Source organism: Streptomyces sp. NPDC028331 (genome assembly GCF_055565775.1).
Genome location: NZ_JBVHTR010000005.1, coordinates 378,571 through 394,281, shown reverse-complemented (window position 1 = coordinate 394,281; position 15,711 = coordinate 378,571). Strand labels below are relative to the sequence as shown.

Annotated in this window: 13 protein-coding genes; 7 read left to right on the top strand and 6 right to left on the bottom strand. The window is 72.6% G+C overall.

Annotation, left to right across the window (positions count from 1 at the left end):
- Positions 1-2: 2 nt before the first annotated feature.
- The 3 genes from ACZ4SW_RS09800 to ACZ4SW_RS09790 are packed head-to-tail and all read right to left on the bottom strand — an operon-like array spanning position 3 to position 2,964.
- Positions 3-1,199 (bottom strand): CaiB/BaiF CoA transferase family protein, encoded by a 1,197-nt coding sequence (locus tag ACZ4SW_RS09800; RefSeq protein ID WP_468240244.1) that lies wholly within the window; start codon positions 1,197-1,199, stop codon positions 3-5.
- Positions 1,200-1,243: 44 nt separating this feature from the next.
- On the bottom strand, positions 1,244-2,023 hold the full coding sequence (locus tag ACZ4SW_RS09795; RefSeq protein ID WP_468240242.1) for an ABC transporter permease: 780 nt from the start codon (positions 2,021-2,023) through the stop codon (positions 1,244-1,246).
- Entirely contained in the window at positions 2,020-2,964 is a 945-nt protein-coding gene (locus ACZ4SW_RS09790; RefSeq protein WP_468240239.1) for an ATP-binding cassette domain-containing protein, read from the bottom strand. The genes ACZ4SW_RS09795 and ACZ4SW_RS09790 overlap by 4 nt, the downstream gene beginning before the upstream one ends.
- Before the next feature lie 63 nt (positions 2,965-3,027).
- On the opposite strand from ACZ4SW_RS09790, the gene ACZ4SW_RS09785 reads away from it, so the two are divergent.
- Entirely contained in the window at positions 3,028-3,744 is a 717-nt protein-coding gene (locus ACZ4SW_RS09785; RefSeq protein WP_468240236.1) for a TetR/AcrR family transcriptional regulator C-terminal domain-containing protein, read from the top strand.
- A 230-nt stretch (positions 3,745-3,974) separates the two neighbouring features.
- On the opposite strand, the gene ACZ4SW_RS09780 is transcribed toward ACZ4SW_RS09785, so the two are convergent.
- Genes ACZ4SW_RS09780 through hmgA form a run of 3 tightly spaced genes read right to left on the bottom strand, consistent with a single transcriptional unit; the run spans position 3,975 to position 7,243 of the window.
- Positions 3,975-5,135 (bottom strand): type ISP restriction/modification enzyme, encoded by a 1,161-nt coding sequence (locus tag ACZ4SW_RS09780; protein WP_468240233.1) that lies wholly within the window; start codon positions 5,133-5,135, stop codon positions 3,975-3,977.
- A 12-nt stretch (positions 5,136-5,147) separates the two neighbouring features.
- Positions 5,148-5,897 carry a GntR family transcriptional regulator gene (locus tag ACZ4SW_RS09775; RefSeq protein WP_468240230.1) on the bottom strand — a complete coding sequence of 250 codons (750 nt, stop codon included), beginning with the start codon at positions 5,895-5,897 and terminating at the stop codon, positions 5,148-5,150.
- A gap of 26 nt (positions 5,898-5,923) precedes the next feature.
- Positions 5,924-7,243: a homogentisate 1,2-dioxygenase gene (gene hmgA / locus ACZ4SW_RS09770; RefSeq protein ID WP_468240228.1), complete on the bottom strand. Its 1,320-nt coding sequence runs from the start codon at positions 7,241-7,243 to the stop codon at positions 5,924-5,926.
- Between the two features lie 180 nt (positions 7,244-7,423).
- Between hmgA and ACZ4SW_RS09765 the strand changes: the two genes are divergently transcribed.
- The 6 genes from ACZ4SW_RS09765 to ACZ4SW_RS09740 all read left to right on the top strand — a co-directional run bounded on the left by ACZ4SW_RS09765 (position 7,424) and on the right by ACZ4SW_RS09740 (position 15,671).
- On the top strand, positions 7,424-8,134 hold the full coding sequence (locus tag ACZ4SW_RS09765; RefSeq protein ID WP_468240225.1) for a nuclear transport factor 2 family protein: 711 nt from the start codon (positions 7,424-7,426) through the stop codon (positions 8,132-8,134).
- A gap of 84 nt (positions 8,135-8,218) precedes the next feature.
- Positions 8,219-8,839, top strand: coding sequence for a TetR/AcrR family transcriptional regulator (locus tag ACZ4SW_RS09760; protein ID WP_468240348.1), 621 nt, complete (start codon positions 8,219-8,221; stop codon positions 8,837-8,839).
- A 125-nt stretch (positions 8,840-8,964) separates the two neighbouring features.
- Positions 8,965-11,244, top strand: coding sequence for a molybdopterin oxidoreductase family protein (locus ACZ4SW_RS09755; protein ID WP_468240223.1), 2,280 nt, complete (start codon positions 8,965-8,967; stop codon positions 11,242-11,244).
- A 123-nt stretch (positions 11,245-11,367) separates the two neighbouring features.
- Positions 11,368-12,780, top strand: a complete 1,413-nt coding sequence (locus tag ACZ4SW_RS09750) for a CitMHS family transporter (RefSeq protein WP_468240221.1) — start codon at positions 11,368-11,370, stop codon at positions 12,778-12,780.
- A gap of 124 nt (positions 12,781-12,904) precedes the next feature.
- Positions 12,905-14,146, top strand: a complete 1,242-nt coding sequence (locus ACZ4SW_RS09745; protein ID WP_468240218.1) for an MFS transporter — start codon at positions 12,905-12,907, stop codon at positions 14,144-14,146.
- A gap of 178 nt (positions 14,147-14,324) precedes the next feature.
- Positions 14,325-15,671, top strand: coding sequence for an ABC transporter ATP-binding protein (locus ACZ4SW_RS09740; protein WP_468240216.1), 1,347 nt, complete (start codon positions 14,325-14,327; stop codon positions 15,669-15,671).
- The last annotated feature ends 40 nt before the right edge of the window (positions 15,672-15,711 follow it).

Genomic DNA, 15,711 nt, shown 5'->3' with positions numbered 1-15,711 from the left:
GCTCAGGCCGCCACACCGTCCCGGCGCAGCGCTGCGATCTCGGCGTCCGTCATCCCCACGGCACGCAGCAGCGCCTCGGTGTGTTCCCCGAGCGCGGGCACGCCCCCCATCCGCGCCTCCGCACCGCCCGGCAGCGTGATCGGCGGCAGCAGTGCCCGCAGTGGCCCCACCGGCGTCCCCACCTCCCGCCACCGCTCCCGGGCCGCCAACTGCGGGTGCTCCGCGACCTCGTACACGTCCCTCAGACGAGCGCAGGCGATGCCCGCGTCCTCCAGCCGGGCCATCGCCTCGTCGGCGTCCAGCGTGCCCAGCGCCTTGCCGACGAGCGCGTCCGTGCGGTCCCGGTGGGCGACCCGCGCCGCGTTCGTGGCGTACGCCGGATCGTCCGCCAGTTCCGGCTGTCCGAGCACCTGTTCGGCGAGTCGTCGCCACTCCCGGTCGTTCTGCACGGACAGCAGCACGCGCCCGCCGTCGGCCGTCGGGTAGGCGTCGTAGGGTGCGATGACGGCGTGCGCGAGGCCGGTACGCGCCGGGGGAGTGCCGTCGTGCATCGCGTGGTGCAGCGGATGCCCCATCCACTCCGCCAGCGCCTCCAGCATCGAGACCTCCACCGGCCCGCCGCGCCCGGTGGCGCCCCGCCGCACGAGTGCCGCGAGCACCCCCGAGAACGCGTACATGGCCGCCGCGATGTCGGCCGCCGGGATCCCCGCCTTGACCGGCTGCTCCGGCGTCCCGGTCACCGACACCAGTCCCGCCTCGCACTGGACCAGCATGTCGTAGGCCCGCTTGTCCGCGTACGGCCCCGACGCCCCGTACCCCGAGATGTCCACGGCGACCAGCCGCGGATGCGCGGCGCACAGCGTGGCCGCGTCCAGGCCGAGCCGGGCCGCGGCCCCGTTCGCGAGGTTCTGCACGAACACGTCCGCGTCCGCGATCAGCCGCCGTACGACCTCCAGCCCGCGCGGGTCCTTCAGGTCGAGCGCGATCGACTCCTTGCCGCGGTTGCACCACACGAAGTGCGAGGCGAGGCCACGTGCCGCGGTGTCGTAGCCGCGCGCGAAGTCGCCGCCGTCGACCCGCTCGACCTTGACGACCCGAGCCCCCAGATCGGCGAGCTGGCGGGTCGCGAAAGGCGCCGAGACGGCCTGTTCGACGGCGACGACGGTGATGCCCTCCAGGGGCAGCGGGAGCTGATCCATGAGCCGGATCATGACCCCTGAGCGGCCGCCTTGTCAGCAGGCCGTCACCGGGGCCGCGCGTACCGGCGGACGGCGAGCGGGGCGAACACCGCGATGAGCACCGCGCACCAGGCCAGCGCTCCGGCGACGGGATGCGCCACCGGCCAGGCGGCGCCGTGCGGGACGGGGGCGTTCCCGAAGAGGTCCCGCAGGGCGGTGGTCACCGCGCTGATCGGGTTCCATTCGGCGAGGGTGCGCAGCCAGCCGGTCAGGTTGTCCGTGGGGATGTAGGCGTTGGACAGCAGCGGCAGGACGAAGGTCGCGCCGCCGAGCTGCCCGGCCGCCTCCTCGCTCCGGGTGAGCAGCCCCAGGAAGATCCCGACCCAGGTCGACGCGAAGCGGAAGAGCAGCAGCAGGCCCACTCCGCCCAGCGCCTGCGCCGCCGACCCCTCGATCCGCCAGCCCACGGCGAGCCCCACCAGCAGCAGCGGAACCGTCCCGGCGGCCGTGACGACGAGGTCGGCCACCGCCTGCGCGACCGGCACGGCGGCCCGGCTGACCGGCAGCGTGCGGAAGCGGTCCATCACGCCCCGGTGGGAGTCGTGGGCCGCCTGGAACATCCCGGTCATGACCCCGCCCGCGGCGGTCGCCACCAGCAGCCCGGGCACCAGGAAGCTCCGGTACCGCGCGCCGGGCATCGCCAGGGCGCTGCCGAAGACGTACCCGAAGAACAGCAGCATCGTGATCGGCATCGTCTGGGTGAGGATCGCGAGCCCCGGGTTGTTCCGCACACGGCGGAGCTGCCTGCCCACCATCGCGGTGCCGTCGTACACCATCGCGGTCATGCCACCAGCTCCTTGCCGGCCGTGAGACGGAGGAAGACGTCGTCCAGAGTCGGCGGGCGCAGACTCGCGTCGAGCAGCGGCACGCCCGCCGCGTCGAGTTCGCGCACGAGGCGCGGAAGGGTGAGGGTGGGGTCGGTGGTGACCGCGCCGACGGCGCCCCGGTCGTGGTCGAACGACGGCTCCCCGCCGGTGAGATGGTCGAGGACGCCGGCGGCCTTCGTCAGGTCGTCCCCGTGGGCGACGACCACCTCGGCGTAGGAGCCGATGAGCGCCTTGAGGTGGGCGGGCGAGCCGGTGTGCGCGATCCGGCCCCGGTCCACCAGGGCGATGTCGTCGGCCAGTCGGTCGGCCTCCTCCAGGTACTGGGTGGTCAGCAGCACGGTCGTGCCCTGCTCCTTCAGGGCGCGCACGGCCTCCCAGATCCGGTTGCGGCCTGCGGGGTCGAGCCCGGTGGTGGGCTCGTCGAGGAACAGCACGTCGGGGCGGTGGACCAGGCTCGCGGCCAGGTCGAGGCGGCGCCGCATGCCGCCCGAGTACGTGGACACGGGCCGGTCGGCGGCCTCGGTCAGGCCGAAGCGCTCCAGGAGCTCGCCGGCCCGCTCGGCCGGCCCCCGCACCCGGTGCAGCCGGGCGAAGAGCCGCAGGTTCTGACGCCCGGTGAGGTCGCTGTCCAGCGACGCGTACTGCCCGGTCACGGCGATCCGCCGGCGCACGGCGTCCGGCTCCCGCAGCAGATCGTGGCCCGCGACCCGGGCCGACCCGGCGTCCGGCCGCAGCAGGGTGGTCAGCAGCCGGACGGCCGTGGTCTTGCCCGCGCCGTTGGGGCCGAGCAGCCCGCAGACCGTGCCCTGGGCCACCGCGAGATCCAGTCCGCGCACGGCATGGATCTCACCGAAGCGCTTCTCCAGCCCCTCACTAAGTACAGCGTACGTAGTAGTCATGAGATGACCATAGCGCACTACGTACGCTGTACGTAACTAGGATGGTGGTCGAGGTGATGACCGATGGCGGGCCGAGCGGCCGAACCCGAAGTGATCTGGGCGCGCCCCGAGCGCACGGGCCGAGGGCCCAGGCCGGGGTACACGCGGGCCGACATCGCGGCCGCCGCGGTGCGGATCGCGGACGCCGGGGGGCTGGACGCGGTCTCCATGCGGCATGTCGCCGCGGAGCTGGGCTGCGGAACCATGTCGCTGTACAACTACGTCCCCCGCAAGGAGGACCTGTACGAGCTGATGGTGGACGCCGTGGGCGGTGAGCACGAGCTGTGGGAGCCGTCGGGGGACTGGCGGGCGGACATGCTGCGGGTCGGCCACCAGACCCGTGCGCTGATGCACCGCCACCCCTGGCTGCCGAGCCTGATGTCCCCGGTGTACGGGTTCAGCCCCAACGCCCTGCGCTACCTCGAGCACTGCCTGACCTGCCTGGACCCGGTCGCGGTGTCCCCCGGCACGAAGCTGGAACTGATCGCGATGATCAACGCCGTGGTGACCATGCACGCGGCGACCGAGCTGTCCACCGCCGAACGCACCCGGTCGCTGCCGTGGTCGGCGGAGCAGGAGTACGCGGTGCGGACCGCTTACCTCGGCGCGCAGTTGGCGAGCGGCGCGTACCCGCGGATGGCGGCGGTCTTCGCGGAGGGTTCCGGGCCCGTCGATCTGGAAGCCGCGTTCGAGCGGACGCTGGGGAGGGTCCTCGACGCCTTCGACCCGGCCCGGTCCTAGACCGGCGTCTTCGGCCGGGCAGGGTCCGGGTCGGCGTTTTCGGCCGGTCAGGGCCTGGGGCGGCGTCTTCGGCCGGTCAGGGCCTGGGGTGGCGTTGTCGGCCGGTGAGAGCCTGGATCGGCGCGCCTGCTGCCCGCCCCGGGCCTGGCTCGGAGCCTTTGACCGGGCGGGCCTGGGGCGGCGTCTTCGGCCGGCCGGACCTGGGTCGGCGCCTGCTGCCCGGCCCGGGCCTAGATCAGCGCGAACTGCCCCTCCGGGCCCTCCTCGTGGTGGTCCAGTACGGACGCCGGGCGGCGTGCCGTCTCCGGGACCGGGAGCAGTCCCGCCTCGCGCAGTTCGGTGGCCGTGATGGGGGCCGTCACGCCCGACTGCGCCTGCTGCGGCCCCGCTTCGGCGAGAAGGGCGAGGACCGTGATCAGTTCCAGCAGCTCCGACGTCCAGGTCTGCGGCCAGGTCGCCGGGCGGATCGCGGCCAGGCCGCCGGGCTCGGCCTCCGCCGTACGGACCGTGAACCACTGCTCCAGGATCCGGACCCCGGCCACCTCGAAGTCCCAGGCCTCCGGCGGCACCGGGGAGATGCGGCCCTCGTCGAGGTGGAGGGTCTCCTCGTCGCGGTCGTAGCGGACGGTCAGCGGGCGCGGTGGCAGCGGGGCGCGGACGTAGGGGCGGCGGCCGCCCGGCAGCTTGGGGCGCTCGCCGTCGCGGCGCATCAGCCACAGCATGCGGCGACCCAGTTCGACGCCCCGCGTCCAGAGGTCGGGGTCACTCGTGAGGGGGACGGTGAGGCCGGGCCGCACCGTCGCGAGGATCCAGGCCAGGACGTCCACGGGGGCGGGGGAGAGGCCGAGGCGGGCCGCCAGGTGCTCCAGCAGGCCGGGCGCCAGGTTGGGTTCCTCGGCGCCGGGGCGGCGGTACAGCGGGTGGATGCGGCCCGTGCGGAGCAGCGGCAGCAGCGAGGTCGCCAGCAGGAGGGGGCCGCCGGAGTCCGTGGCCGTCTCCACGACGAAGATCTGGTGGTCGTCCGCCACCCGCCACAGCTCGGGCCGCGCCGTGTCGATCAGGCGGTGGTCGGGGATCAGCCACTGCTCGTCGAACGGGGCGGACAGCACGCGGACCGGCTCCGGGCACGGCCCCGACACCCGCGACAGCTTCTCCGTGCCGCTCGTCTGGCCCGGCAACTGGCCGACCGCCGAGTACAGCGTGCGCGAGCGCGTCGGTTCGAACAACGCCTCCCGGTCGGGGCCCTCGGCCTTCACGAGGGCGTCCCAGCGTGCCCTGAGAGACGCCGCGTCGGGCGCCGAGGGCCAGGCGCGGCCCGGCCGCAGGGGTGCGACGGACCACGGCATGAGGTCCGCGAGCAGCGGAGCGTCGTCGTGCGTCACGCCGGGCATCGTACGACGTGGTCAGGTGGCCTCGAGAGTGACCGTGAAGGAGAAACGGTCCCCCCGGTAGTGGATGACGGCCACGTCCAGCGCGCGCCCGTCCCCGTCGTAGGTCACCCCCGTGTAGTGCAGGATCGGGCTGAGCAGCGGGACTTGCAGGAGCCTGGCCGTCTCCGGGTCCGCGAGCCGGGCCTCCACGGTGTCCGTGATGCGGCTGATGTCCGCGCCCACGACGTCCCGCAGCACCTTGGTCATCGGCCAGCGCACCAGGTCGTCCAGGTCGATACGCTCGGCCAGTTCGGGACGTACGTAGTTGCGGGCGTGGTTGGTCGGCTCACCCGTCTTCTCGTCGCTGCGCAGCCGGTGGTACGTCGCCACCTCGGCCAGATCCGGGAAGTGCTCGGCGAGTTCGCCCGGCACCGGGCGCCCGCCGTGGTCGAGCAGTTCCGTCGTCATACCGGACTGCTGGGCGACGATCGCGTCCACCGAGCCCAGCAGCCGCACCGGGGCGCCCCTTTGCGCGCTGGGCTCGATGAACGTGCCGCGCCGGCGGTGGCGCGTGATGAGGCCCTCGTCCTCCAGTTCCTTCAGCGCCTGCCGCATGGTCAGCACGCTGACCCCGTAGTGCCCCGCCAACTGCTCCTCGGTGGGCAGGCGCAGCGGATCCCCGGGCGCGCGGCCGAGTATCGAGGCACGCAGCGACTGCGACACCTGGTACCAGAGCGGCAGCTTGCGGTTCAGGACGATCGAGTCGGGGGCGAAGGAGGTCACGGGCCATCCGTACCGGTAGGGAGTCCTCAGTGCAAGGGAGGGCGGAAGTGGCGTTCGAGGCCCTGCCACACGTCGTCGTACCCGTGTTGCAGGTGCTCCGCCCGGGCGGCCTGCGGGGTGAGGGTCACCGGCCAGCGCGTCTCGAACATGAACGCCAGTCCGTCGTCGATCTTCTGCGGCCCGAGCTCGGCCGCGCTCGCCCTCTCGAACGTCTCGCGGTCCGGGCCGTGCGCCGACATCATGTTGTGCAGCGAGCCGCCGCCCGGCACGAAGCCCTCCGCTTTCGCGTCGTAGGCGCCCTCGATCAGGCCCATGTACTCGCTCATCACGTTCCGGTGGAAGTACGGCGGCCGGAACGTGTCCTCGCCCACCAGCCAGCGCGGCGCGAAGACCACGAAGTCGACGCCCGCCAGACCGGGAGTGTCGGACGGGGAGGTGAGCACCGTGAAGATGGAGGGGTCCGGGTGGTCGTACGAGATGGTCCCGAGCACATTGAAGCGGCGCAGGTCGTAGATGTACGGCACATGGTTGCCGTGCCAGGCGACGACGTCGAGCGGTGAGTGGTCGTAGGTGGCCGTCCAGAGGTTGCCGCAGAACTTGTTCACCACCTCCACCGGGCCCTCGACGTCCTCGTAGGCGGCGACCGGGGCCCTGAAGTCCCGGGCGTTGGCCAGGCCGTTGGCGCCGATCGGGCCGAGGTCGGGGAGGCGGAAGGGTGCGCCGTAGTTCTCGCACACATAGCCGCGGGCTGACTCATCCAGCAGTTCCACACGGAAACGCACCCCACGCGGAATCAGCGCCACATGTCCCGGCTCGGCGTGCACCATCCCGAACTCGGTGTGCAGCAGCAGCCCGCCGCGCTCCGGGACGATCAGCAGTTCGCCGTCCGCGTCGCTGAAGACCCGCTCCATGGAGGCGTTGGCGTGGTACAGGTGCACGGCCATGCCGGTGCGCTGGGTGGCGTCGCCGTTGCCGCCGAGGGTCCACAGGCCGGCCAGGAAGTCGGTCCCGGACGGCGGCTCGGGCAGCGGGTTCCACCGCAGCCGGTTCGGGTCGGGCACCGTCTCGGTGAAGGGGGCCGTGCGGATCGTGCCGTTGTCCGTGCGGGTGAACGCGGGGTGCGCCGCCGAGGGGCGGATCCGGTAGAGCCACGACCGGCGGTTGTGCGCCCTCGGCTCGGTGAACGCCGTACCGCTCAACTGCTCCGCGTACAGCCCGAGCGGGGCGCGCTGCGGCGAGTTGCGGCCCTCGGGCAGGGCGCCGGGGACCGCCTCCGAGCTGTGTTCGTTGCCGAAACCGGAGAGATAGGACAGCCCCTCCGCGATCTTCCTCGCGTCCCCGCTCATCACCGCTCCCTCGTCGCGATTCCTATGCATCACCGTAGGATTCGATGGACCGGTGCGCAAGGGGGAGGCGGGGTGGAGCGGAGGGGGGGCCGGGTGGAGGTCGCGTGCAACCGGCGGGGGACACGAGAACCCGACTTCAGGGGGATCCGGCCGTCCGGAGGGCGCAATACGCTCTCCGGCATGTCGTGGACGCGTGGACTGCTCGTCGCGCTCGCGGTGGGTGCCCTGCTCGGCGGCTCGGCGGGCTGCGCCTCCGGCGAGGCGCACGGGCGCGAGGGGGAGGTGTCGGCCTCCCCGGTGGGCAAGGTGCTGGACAACACGGACGAGGGAGGGCGGCACTACCGTGAGATCGGCAAGAAGAGCGCGCCCGAGGTGGCGATCGAGGTGCAGCCGGCCTCCGGTGGGACCTGGGATGTGCGGCTGACGTTCCGTCACTTCCGCTTCTCCCCTCCCGGTGCGCCTCTCGTGGCCGTGGCGGGCCGCGGTACCGCCCGGCTCTACCTGGACGGCCACGCCCTCACCTGGCTGCGCACCCCCGACTACCGCCTGCCCGGCCGGCTGGTCCCGCGCGGCACGCACCACGTCACGGCCCGGCTCTACGCCGACGACCGGACGGTGTGGGCGGTGGAGGGCAAGCCGGTGCAGAGCACGGCGGACATCACGGCGTCCGGGACGGAGGGCGCGCCGAGCCCGGCGTCGGGGGCGGAGGGCGCGCCGAGCCCGGCGTCCGCGACCGGCGAGACGGGAAGCCCGGCGTCCGCGACCGGCGAGACGGGAAGCCCGGCGTCCTGGACCGGCGAGACGATCCCGGAGTCCGGCGGGAAGCGGGCACCGGGCCCGGGCCCGTGGCCCACGGTGCGGAAGTCACCGAGCCCCGCGAGCACGGGATGAACGCCGCGCGCCCCCGATGAGTGCAGCGACCACCGATTCCCGTACACAAAGGCGAGGTTCACCCGCACCCGGCGGAAAGGCATGATGAAGCCCGTGCCCCAAGCGACATCGCTGCGCCGCGCGCCCGTTCAACGCCGTAGCGCCGAACGACTGACCAGAATCCTCGACGCGTGCGCCGACCTGCTCGACGAGGTCGGTTACGACGCCCTCAGCACCAGGGCCGTGGCCCTGCGCGCGAGTGTTCCCATAGGCTCCGTCTACCGCTTCTTCGGCAACAAGCGGGCCATGGTCGACGCCCTCGCCGAACGCAACCTGGAGCGCTACACCGAGCGCGTCACCCGCCGCCTGGCCGAGGCGGAGGGCGAGGGCGGCTGGCGCGCCGCCATGGACGCCATGCTCGACGAGTACCTGGACATGAAGCGCACGGCACCCGGGTTCTCCCTCGTCGACTTCGGCAACCAGATCCCGGTCGGCGCCCGCTACGCCGAACCCAACCACCGCGTCGCCGACCGCCTGACCGAGCTGCTGTCCGCCTACCTCGTCCGGGAACCGGACGACGACCTGCGCCGTACGCTGCTGATCGCGGTGGAAACCGCGGACACCCTGGTCCACCTGGCCTTCCGGGTGTCCCCGGGGGGAGACGAGAAGATCATCGCGGAGATGCGGGAGCTGCTGCGGGCCTACCTGGCCAGGGCCCTGGACTAGAGCGTTCGCCCTCGGGCCTGTGGTGGACGTCACCGTGCGGTCGGAGGACTCCCCAGCGTGCATACCGGTCGGTATGCTCACCTCGTCCGTGCGTCATCGCCGTCGCCGTCCCACCGGGAGGACCCGTGTCCCGCACCGCCCTGCGTATCTGCCCCCTCTGCGAGGCCACCTGCGGGCTGACGCTCACCATCGAGGGCACCCGTGTCACCGGCGCGCGCGGCGACCGGGAGGACGTGTTCAGCAAGGGGTTCGTCTGCCCCAAGGGCGCCTCGTTCGGGGCCGCCGACTCCGACCCGGACCGGCTGCGCGGGCCGCTCGTGCGCCGGGACGGGGAGTTGCGGGAAGCCACCTGGGAGGAGGCGTTCGACGCCGTCGCCGCGGGGCTGCGGCCGGTCGTCGAGCGGTACGGGCCGCACGCCGTCGGTGTCGTCCTCGGCAACCCCAATGTGCACACGATGGCCGGCGGCCTCTACCCGCCCGTGCTGCTCGCCGGCCTCGGCACCCACAGCGTCTTCACGGCCTCCACGCTGGACCAGATGCCCAAGCACGTCTCGAGCGGGCTGCTGTACGGCGACGCGAACGCCATCCCCGTCCCCGACCTCGACCGCACCGACCACCTGCTGCTCCTGGGCGCCAACCCCCTGGAGTCCAACGGCAGTCTGTGCACCGCCCCCGACTTCCCCGGCCGGCTCAAGGCGCTCAAGGCCCGCGGCGGCACCCTCACCGTGGTCGACCCGCGCCGCACCCGCACCGCCCGGCTCGCCGACCGGCACGTCGCGATCCGCCCCGGCACCGACGCGCTGCTGCTCGCCGCGATGGCACAGGTCCTGTTCGAGGAGGGTCTGGTCGACCTCAAAGACCTCGCCCCGCACGTCCAGGGGGTCGGCGAACTGGCAGCGGCCCTACGCGACTTCACCCCCGAGGCCGCGGCGGCGGCCTGCGACGTCGACGCCGGCACCATCCGTGCCCTGGCCCGCGAGCTCGCCGCCGCGCCCACCGCCGCCGTCTACGGCCGCATCGGCAGTTGCACCGTCCCGCACGGCACCCTCGCCAGTTGGCTCGTCGACGTCCTCAACGTGCTCACCGGCAACCTCGACCGGCCCGGCGGCGCCCTGTTCCCGCTGTCGGCCACCGACAGGACACCGCGTCCCGCCGGGCCCGGCCGCGGCTTCGCGCTCGGCCGCTGGCACTCACGGGTGCGCCGGCACCCCGAGGCCAAGGGCGAGCTGCCCATCTCCGCGCTCGCCGAGGAGATCGACACCGCCACCGACGAGGGCAGCCCGGTCCGCGCCGTCATCGCGATCGCCGCGAACCCGGTGCTCTCCGCCCCGGACGGCGACCGCCTGGACAAGGCGCTCGGCTCGCTCGACTTCATGGTCAGCGTCGACCCGTACCTCAACGAGACCTCGCGCCACGCGCACGTCGTGCTGCCGCCGCCCCCTCCCTCCCAGGCCCCGCACTTCGACTTCGCCTTCAACACCCTGGCCGTACGCAACCAGGTCCGCTACACCCGCGCCGCCGTCCCCCTGGAACCGGGCCGCATGGCCGAGACCGAGATCCTCGCCCGACTGGTGCTCGCCGCGACGGATTGGGGTCTCCCCTGCTCGAGCGAAGCCGAGAGCTTGGGGAAGCACGGCGCCGACCCGTCCGCCGTCGACGACCTGGTCATCGGCCAGACCCTCGGCAAGGCCGTCACCGAGTCCCACTCACCCGTCCACGCCCGCGACCCGAAGGAGCTCGCCGCGCAGCTCACCGGCGAGAGCGGCCCCGAGCGCCGCCTCGACATGATGCTGCGCCTCGGCCCGTACGGCGACGGGTTCGGCGCCCGGCCCGACGGGCTCGGCCTCCAGAAGCTGCTGGCCCACCCGCACGGCATCGACCTCGGGCCGCTCCGGCCCCGCCTGCCGCAGCCGCTGAAGACCGTCAGCGGCAAGGTGGAGCTGCTCCCGGGACCGATCGCGGGCGACCTTCCGCGCCTGAAGCAGGCCCTGAGCGAGCGCGTCGACGGGCTGGTGCTCGTCGGACGGCGTCATCTGCGGTCCAACAACAGCTGGCTGCACAACGTGCCCGCCCTCACCGGCGGCTCCAACCGCTGCACCCTGCACGGCCACCCGGAGGACGCCGAGCGGCTCGGGCTCGTCGACGGGGCGCCCGTACGGGTCAAGGGGGCCGGAGGAGCGGTCACCGCGCCCGTCGAGATCACCGACAGCATCCGGCCCGGCGTGGTCAGCCTCCCGCACGGCTGGGGCCACGACCGGCCCGGCACCCGGATGAGCCATGCCGCCCTCGACCCCGGCGTCAACGTCAACCAGCTCCTCGACGGCAGTCTGCTCGACCCGCTGTCCGGCAACGCGGTGCTCAACGGGGTGCCCGTCGAGCTGGCGCCGCTCTCCGCACCACGCTGACCTGGAATTTTGCGCTTATTGCTCGCACGTCAACGTCTTGTTAACCGTTCTTGACGCGACTTAACGTCAACGCCACCCCGGCCCCTGCGGGGCAGTTCAAGGGCGAACGTTAGGTATCCACTCATGCTGACCATCCTCGGCTTCGTCATGATCGCGACCTTCCTGGTCCTGATCATGATGAAGAAGATGTCGCCGATCGCGGCGCTCGTGCTGATCCCCGCGCTGTTCTGCGTGTTCGTCGGCAAGGGCGCCAAACTCGGCGACTACGTCATCGACGGCGTAACCAGCCTCGCCCCCACCGCGGCGATGCTGATGTTCGCGATCGTCTACTTCGGTGTGATGATCGACGTCGGTCTCTTCGACCCGATCGTGCGGGGCATCCTGCGCTTCTGCAAGGCCGACCCGCTCCGCATCGTCGTCGGCACGGCGGTCCTCGCCGCGATCGTCTCCCTCGACGGCGACGGCTCGACCACCTTCATGATCACGGTCTCGGCGATGTACCCGCTGTACAAGCGCCTGAAGATGAGCCTGGTCGTGATGACCGGTGTCGCCGCGATGGCCAACGGCGTGATGAACACCCTGCCCTGGGGCGGCCCCACCGCCCGCGCCGCGACCGCGCTGAAGGTGGACGCCGGCGACGTCTTCGTCCCGATGATCCCGGCCCTCGCCGTCGGACTGCTGGGCGTCCTGGCCCTCGCGTACGTCCTCGGCCGCCGCGAGCGCAAGCGGCTCGGCACGCTGACGCTCGACGAGGCGCTGGAGCCGCAGGAGGCCGAGACGGTCCTCGTCGGGGCGGGCGGATCCGGCGGCGCCACCGGCAGCGCACGCACGGCCACGGGCGGTTCCGGCTCCGGCACGGATGCCGACGCCCCCGAGCCCGCCGCCGGCGCGGGCTTCCAGGGCCTCGACCCCGACCGGCCCACCCTGCGCCCCGGGCTGTACTGGTTCAACGCGCTGCTCACGGTGGCCCTGCTCACCGCCATGATCATGGAGTGGCTGCCGATCCCGGTCCTGTTCCTGCTCGGCGCCGCACTCGCGCTCACCGTCAACTTCCCGCACATGCCCGACCAGAAGGCCCGCATCGCCGCGCATGCCGAGAACGTCCTCAACGTCTCCGGCATGGTCTTCGCCGCCGCCGTCTTCACCGGCGTCCTGCAAGGCACCGGCATGGTCGACCACATGGCCGAGTGGCTGGTCGGCAACGTCCCCGACGGCATGGGCCCGCACATGGCCCTCGTCACCGGCGTGCTGAGCATCCCGCTCACGTACTTCATGTCCAACGACGGCTTCTACTTCGGCATCCTGCCGGTGCTCGCCGAGGCGGGCCAGGCGCACGGTGTCTCCACCCTGGAGATCGCCCGCGCCTCGCTGGTCGGCCAGCCGCTGCACATGTCCAGCCCGCTGGTGCCCGCCGTCTACGTCCTCGTCGGCATGGCCAAGGTCGAGTTCGGCGACCACACGCGGTTCGTCGTGAAGTGGGCCGCGCTGACATCCCTCGTGATCCTCGGGGCAGGCATCCTCTTCGGCATCATCTGACACCCCGATCATTCGACATCCAGATCATCGAATCTCTGTATATCCGGATCAACCGACATACGGATTTTTCGACATACAGATTCTTTGACATTCGGATCATCCGACACCACGGGAGGACGCGATCATGAGGCCCGGTGGGAACCGCGGCTGGCTGCTCCGCCTCGTCATCGCCTTCGGCTTCGCGCAGGGGGCGGTGTCGATGGCCCGGCCCGCCGTCTCCTACCGGGCCCTCGCGCTCGGCGCGGACGACCGGGCGGTCGGTGTCATCGCCGCCGTATACGCGCTGCTGCCGCTGTTCGCCGCCGTACCGCTGGGCCGCCGAACGGACCACGGGCGGTGCATGCCCCTGCTGGTGACCGGCGTGGTCCTGATCTCCGGCGGCTGCGCGCTCAGCGGTGCCGCGAGCTCCCTGACGGCGATGGCCGCGTGGAGCGGCGTGATGGGCCTCGGCCACCTGTGCTTCGTCATCGGCGCCCAGTCGATCGTGGCCCGCCGGTCAGAGCCCCGTGAACGGGACCGCAACTTCGGCCACTTCACCATCGGCGCCTCCCTCGGCCAGCTCGTGGGTCCCATCGCCGCCGGCGCCCTGATCCACGGCCCCGACCGGGCGGCCACCAGCGCGCTCGCCCTGCTGGCGGCGGGCGCGGGTGCCGCGGTCGCGTTCACCTCCCTGTGGCGCATCGAACGCCGTACGACCACGCACCGCCGTAACGCGCCGGGCGCCCGCGTCCCCCTGCACCGCATCCTGCGCGCCCGCGGAGTCCCGGCCGGCATCCTCATCAGCCTCGCCGTGCTGTCCGCCACGGACGTCCTCACCGCATACCTGCCGGTCGTCGGCGACCACCACGGCATCGCCCCCTCGGTCGTCGGCCTGCTGCTGAGCCTGCGCGCGGCGGCCACCATCGCCTGCCGTCTCGTCCTCACCCCGCTGCTGCGCCTCCTCGGCAGGACCCTCCTGCTCGCTCTGACCTGCCTCGTCGCGGCGTTGCTGTGCGCCGGGATCGCGCTGCCGGTGCCGGTGTGGGCGCTCGGCGCGATGCTCACCGTCCTCGGGTTCTGCCTGGGCGTCGGGCAGCCGCTGTCCATGACGACCGTCGTCCAGGCGGCGCCCGACGACGCCCGCTCCACCGCCCTCGCCCTGCGGCTGACCGGCAACCGCCTCGGCCAGGTCGCCGCGCCCGCAGCGGCGGGTCTGGTGGCCGGACTGGCGGGCGTGGCCGCGCCGTTCGTGATGCTGGGCGCGCTGCTGCTCCTCTCCGCGGGGGTCGCGCTGCGCTCACCCGCCCGTCCGGAGGAGGACGTGGCGTCCTCCTCCGCGGCCTCCACCGGCCACGGCATCCCCGACCAGCGCCCGCAGCGGCACTGACGGCGGACGGGAACTGAGCAGTCGCTTTCTCACCCGGCGAGACCGGGCGCCGGATCACGTCACGCTTCTTCCCCGAAGTGCATGCGGTCCGTTAACTTCCGTGCCCCGCAGTCCCGTACGACCCGTACGGGACACCAGACCGCGGAGCACCAGCGGTCCCGTGAGCCCGGAAGCTGCCATGACACGTGCCATTGCCCTGCACCAGGTCAGCAAGTCGTACACGCGGGGCGTCCGCGTGGTGGACCGGCTGTCGCTGGACATCCGTCCCGGCGAGTTCCTCGTCCTCCTCGGCCCTTCCGGATGCGGCAAGTCGACCGTCCTGAGGATGATCGCCGGGCTCGAGGAGGCGACGGAAGGAGAGATACGGCTCGACGGCGAGTACGCCAACGACCTGACTCCCTCCGAGCGGAACATCGCGATGGTGTTCCAGAACTTCGCGCTCTACCCGAACATGACCAGCCGCGGCAACATCGGCTTCCCGCTGCGCATCGAGAACCCCGGCGAGGACCCCGGCGTCCGTATCGACGCGACCGCCCGCATGCTCGGCATCGAGGACCTGCTGGACCGCTTTCCCGCCGAACTCTCCGGCGGCGAACGACAGCGCGTCGCCATGGGCCGGGCCATCGCCCGCCACCCGTCCGCCTTCCTGATGGACGAGCCGCTGTCCAACCTCGACGCCAAGCTCCGCAACCACCTGCGCGCCGAGATCTCCCACCTCACCAGGGAGCTGGGTGTCACCACCGTGTACGTCACCCATGACCAGGCCGAGGCCATGTCGCTCGGCGACCGTGTCGCCGTGATGCGCGGCGGGGTCCTGCAGCAGCTCGCCACCCCGCGCGAGGTGTACGGGCTGCCGGAGAACGTCTTCGTCGCCGCCTTCATCGGCACGCCGCGCATCAACCTGCTGCGCGGACTCGTCCGTGCCCCGCTCGGCGGCGCGATGTCGATCAGCCTCGGCCGCCAGTGGCTGACGCTGCCGCACCCTCTCAGCGTCGACCACCAGATGCTGCGGCTGCAGCAGGGGCGCGAGGTGATCGTCGGGCTGCGTTCGGAGGCGGTGCGCATCGCGTCGCCCGCCGCCGCGCGCCCCGGGGAGGTGCCGATCACCGGGCAGGTCAGGCACCTCGAGTTCCAGGGACACGAGGTCCTGGTCCACTTCGACACGGGCTCGAGCCCCGCCGTCGTACCGGAGTTGGAGGCGGCGCGCCCGGACCGGGCCGTCCGGCGCCGCCGTCGCGAGGGAACCGTCCTGGACCGGCTGCGGGAGCGCACCACCGCCCTGCGCTCGGGGCAGCCGGTGGCCGTCCTCGACGACCCGGCGGGCGCGGACTCCGACCCGTTCGCGCCGACGGCCGAGACGGGGCGCCTCTTCGGTGACCTCGTGGTCCGTACGACCCCCGATCTCCGGCTGAGCCACGGCATGCACGTGCCGCTGCTGGTGGATCTCGCCCACCTCTTCGTCTTCGACCAGCACGGTCAGCGAGTGTGCCCGGCGCCGGCGCACCTGCCCGACCTGGAGGAGTGAGCGGGAGCGCGGTGAGCGGGAGCGCACGGCTCCCGGGTCC

Excerpts from the sequence above, each read along its gene's own strand:
- ACZ4SW_RS09800 (WP_468240244.1), bottom strand. The coding sequence starts at position 1,199 with ATGGATCAGCTCCCGCTGCCCCTGGAGGGCATCACCGTCGTCGCCGTC.
- ACZ4SW_RS09795 (WP_468240242.1), bottom strand. The coding sequence starts at position 2,023 with ATGACCGCGATGGTGTACGACGGCACCGCGATGGTGGGCAGGCAGCTC.
- ACZ4SW_RS09790 (WP_468240239.1), bottom strand. The coding sequence starts at position 2,964 with ATGACTACTACGTACGCTGTACTTAGTGAGGGGCTGGAGAAGCGCTTC.
- ACZ4SW_RS09785 (WP_468240236.1), top strand. The coding sequence starts at position 3,028 with ATGGCGGGCCGAGCGGCCGAACCCGAAGTGATCTGGGCGCGCCCCGAG.
- ACZ4SW_RS09780 (WP_468240233.1), bottom strand. The coding sequence starts at position 5,135 with ATGCCCGGCGTGACGCACGACGACGCTCCGCTGCTCGCGGACCTCATG.
- hmgA (WP_468240228.1), bottom strand. The coding sequence starts at position 7,243 with ATGAGCGGGGACGCGAGGAAGATCGCGGAGGGGCTGTCCTATCTCTCC.
- ACZ4SW_RS09765 (WP_468240225.1), top strand. The coding sequence starts at position 7,424 with ATGTCGTGGACGCGTGGACTGCTCGTCGCGCTCGCGGTGGGTGCCCTG.
- ACZ4SW_RS09760 (WP_468240348.1), top strand. The coding sequence starts at position 8,219 with ATGAAGCCCGTGCCCCAAGCGACATCGCTGCGCCGCGCGCCCGTTCAA.
- ACZ4SW_RS09750 (WP_468240221.1), top strand. The coding sequence starts at position 11,368 with ATGCTGACCATCCTCGGCTTCGTCATGATCGCGACCTTCCTGGTCCTG.
- ACZ4SW_RS09745 (WP_468240218.1), top strand. The coding sequence starts at position 12,905 with ATGAGGCCCGGTGGGAACCGCGGCTGGCTGCTCCGCCTCGTCATCGCC.
- ACZ4SW_RS09740 (WP_468240216.1), top strand. The coding sequence starts at position 14,325 with ATGACACGTGCCATTGCCCTGCACCAGGTCAGCAAGTCGTACACGCGG.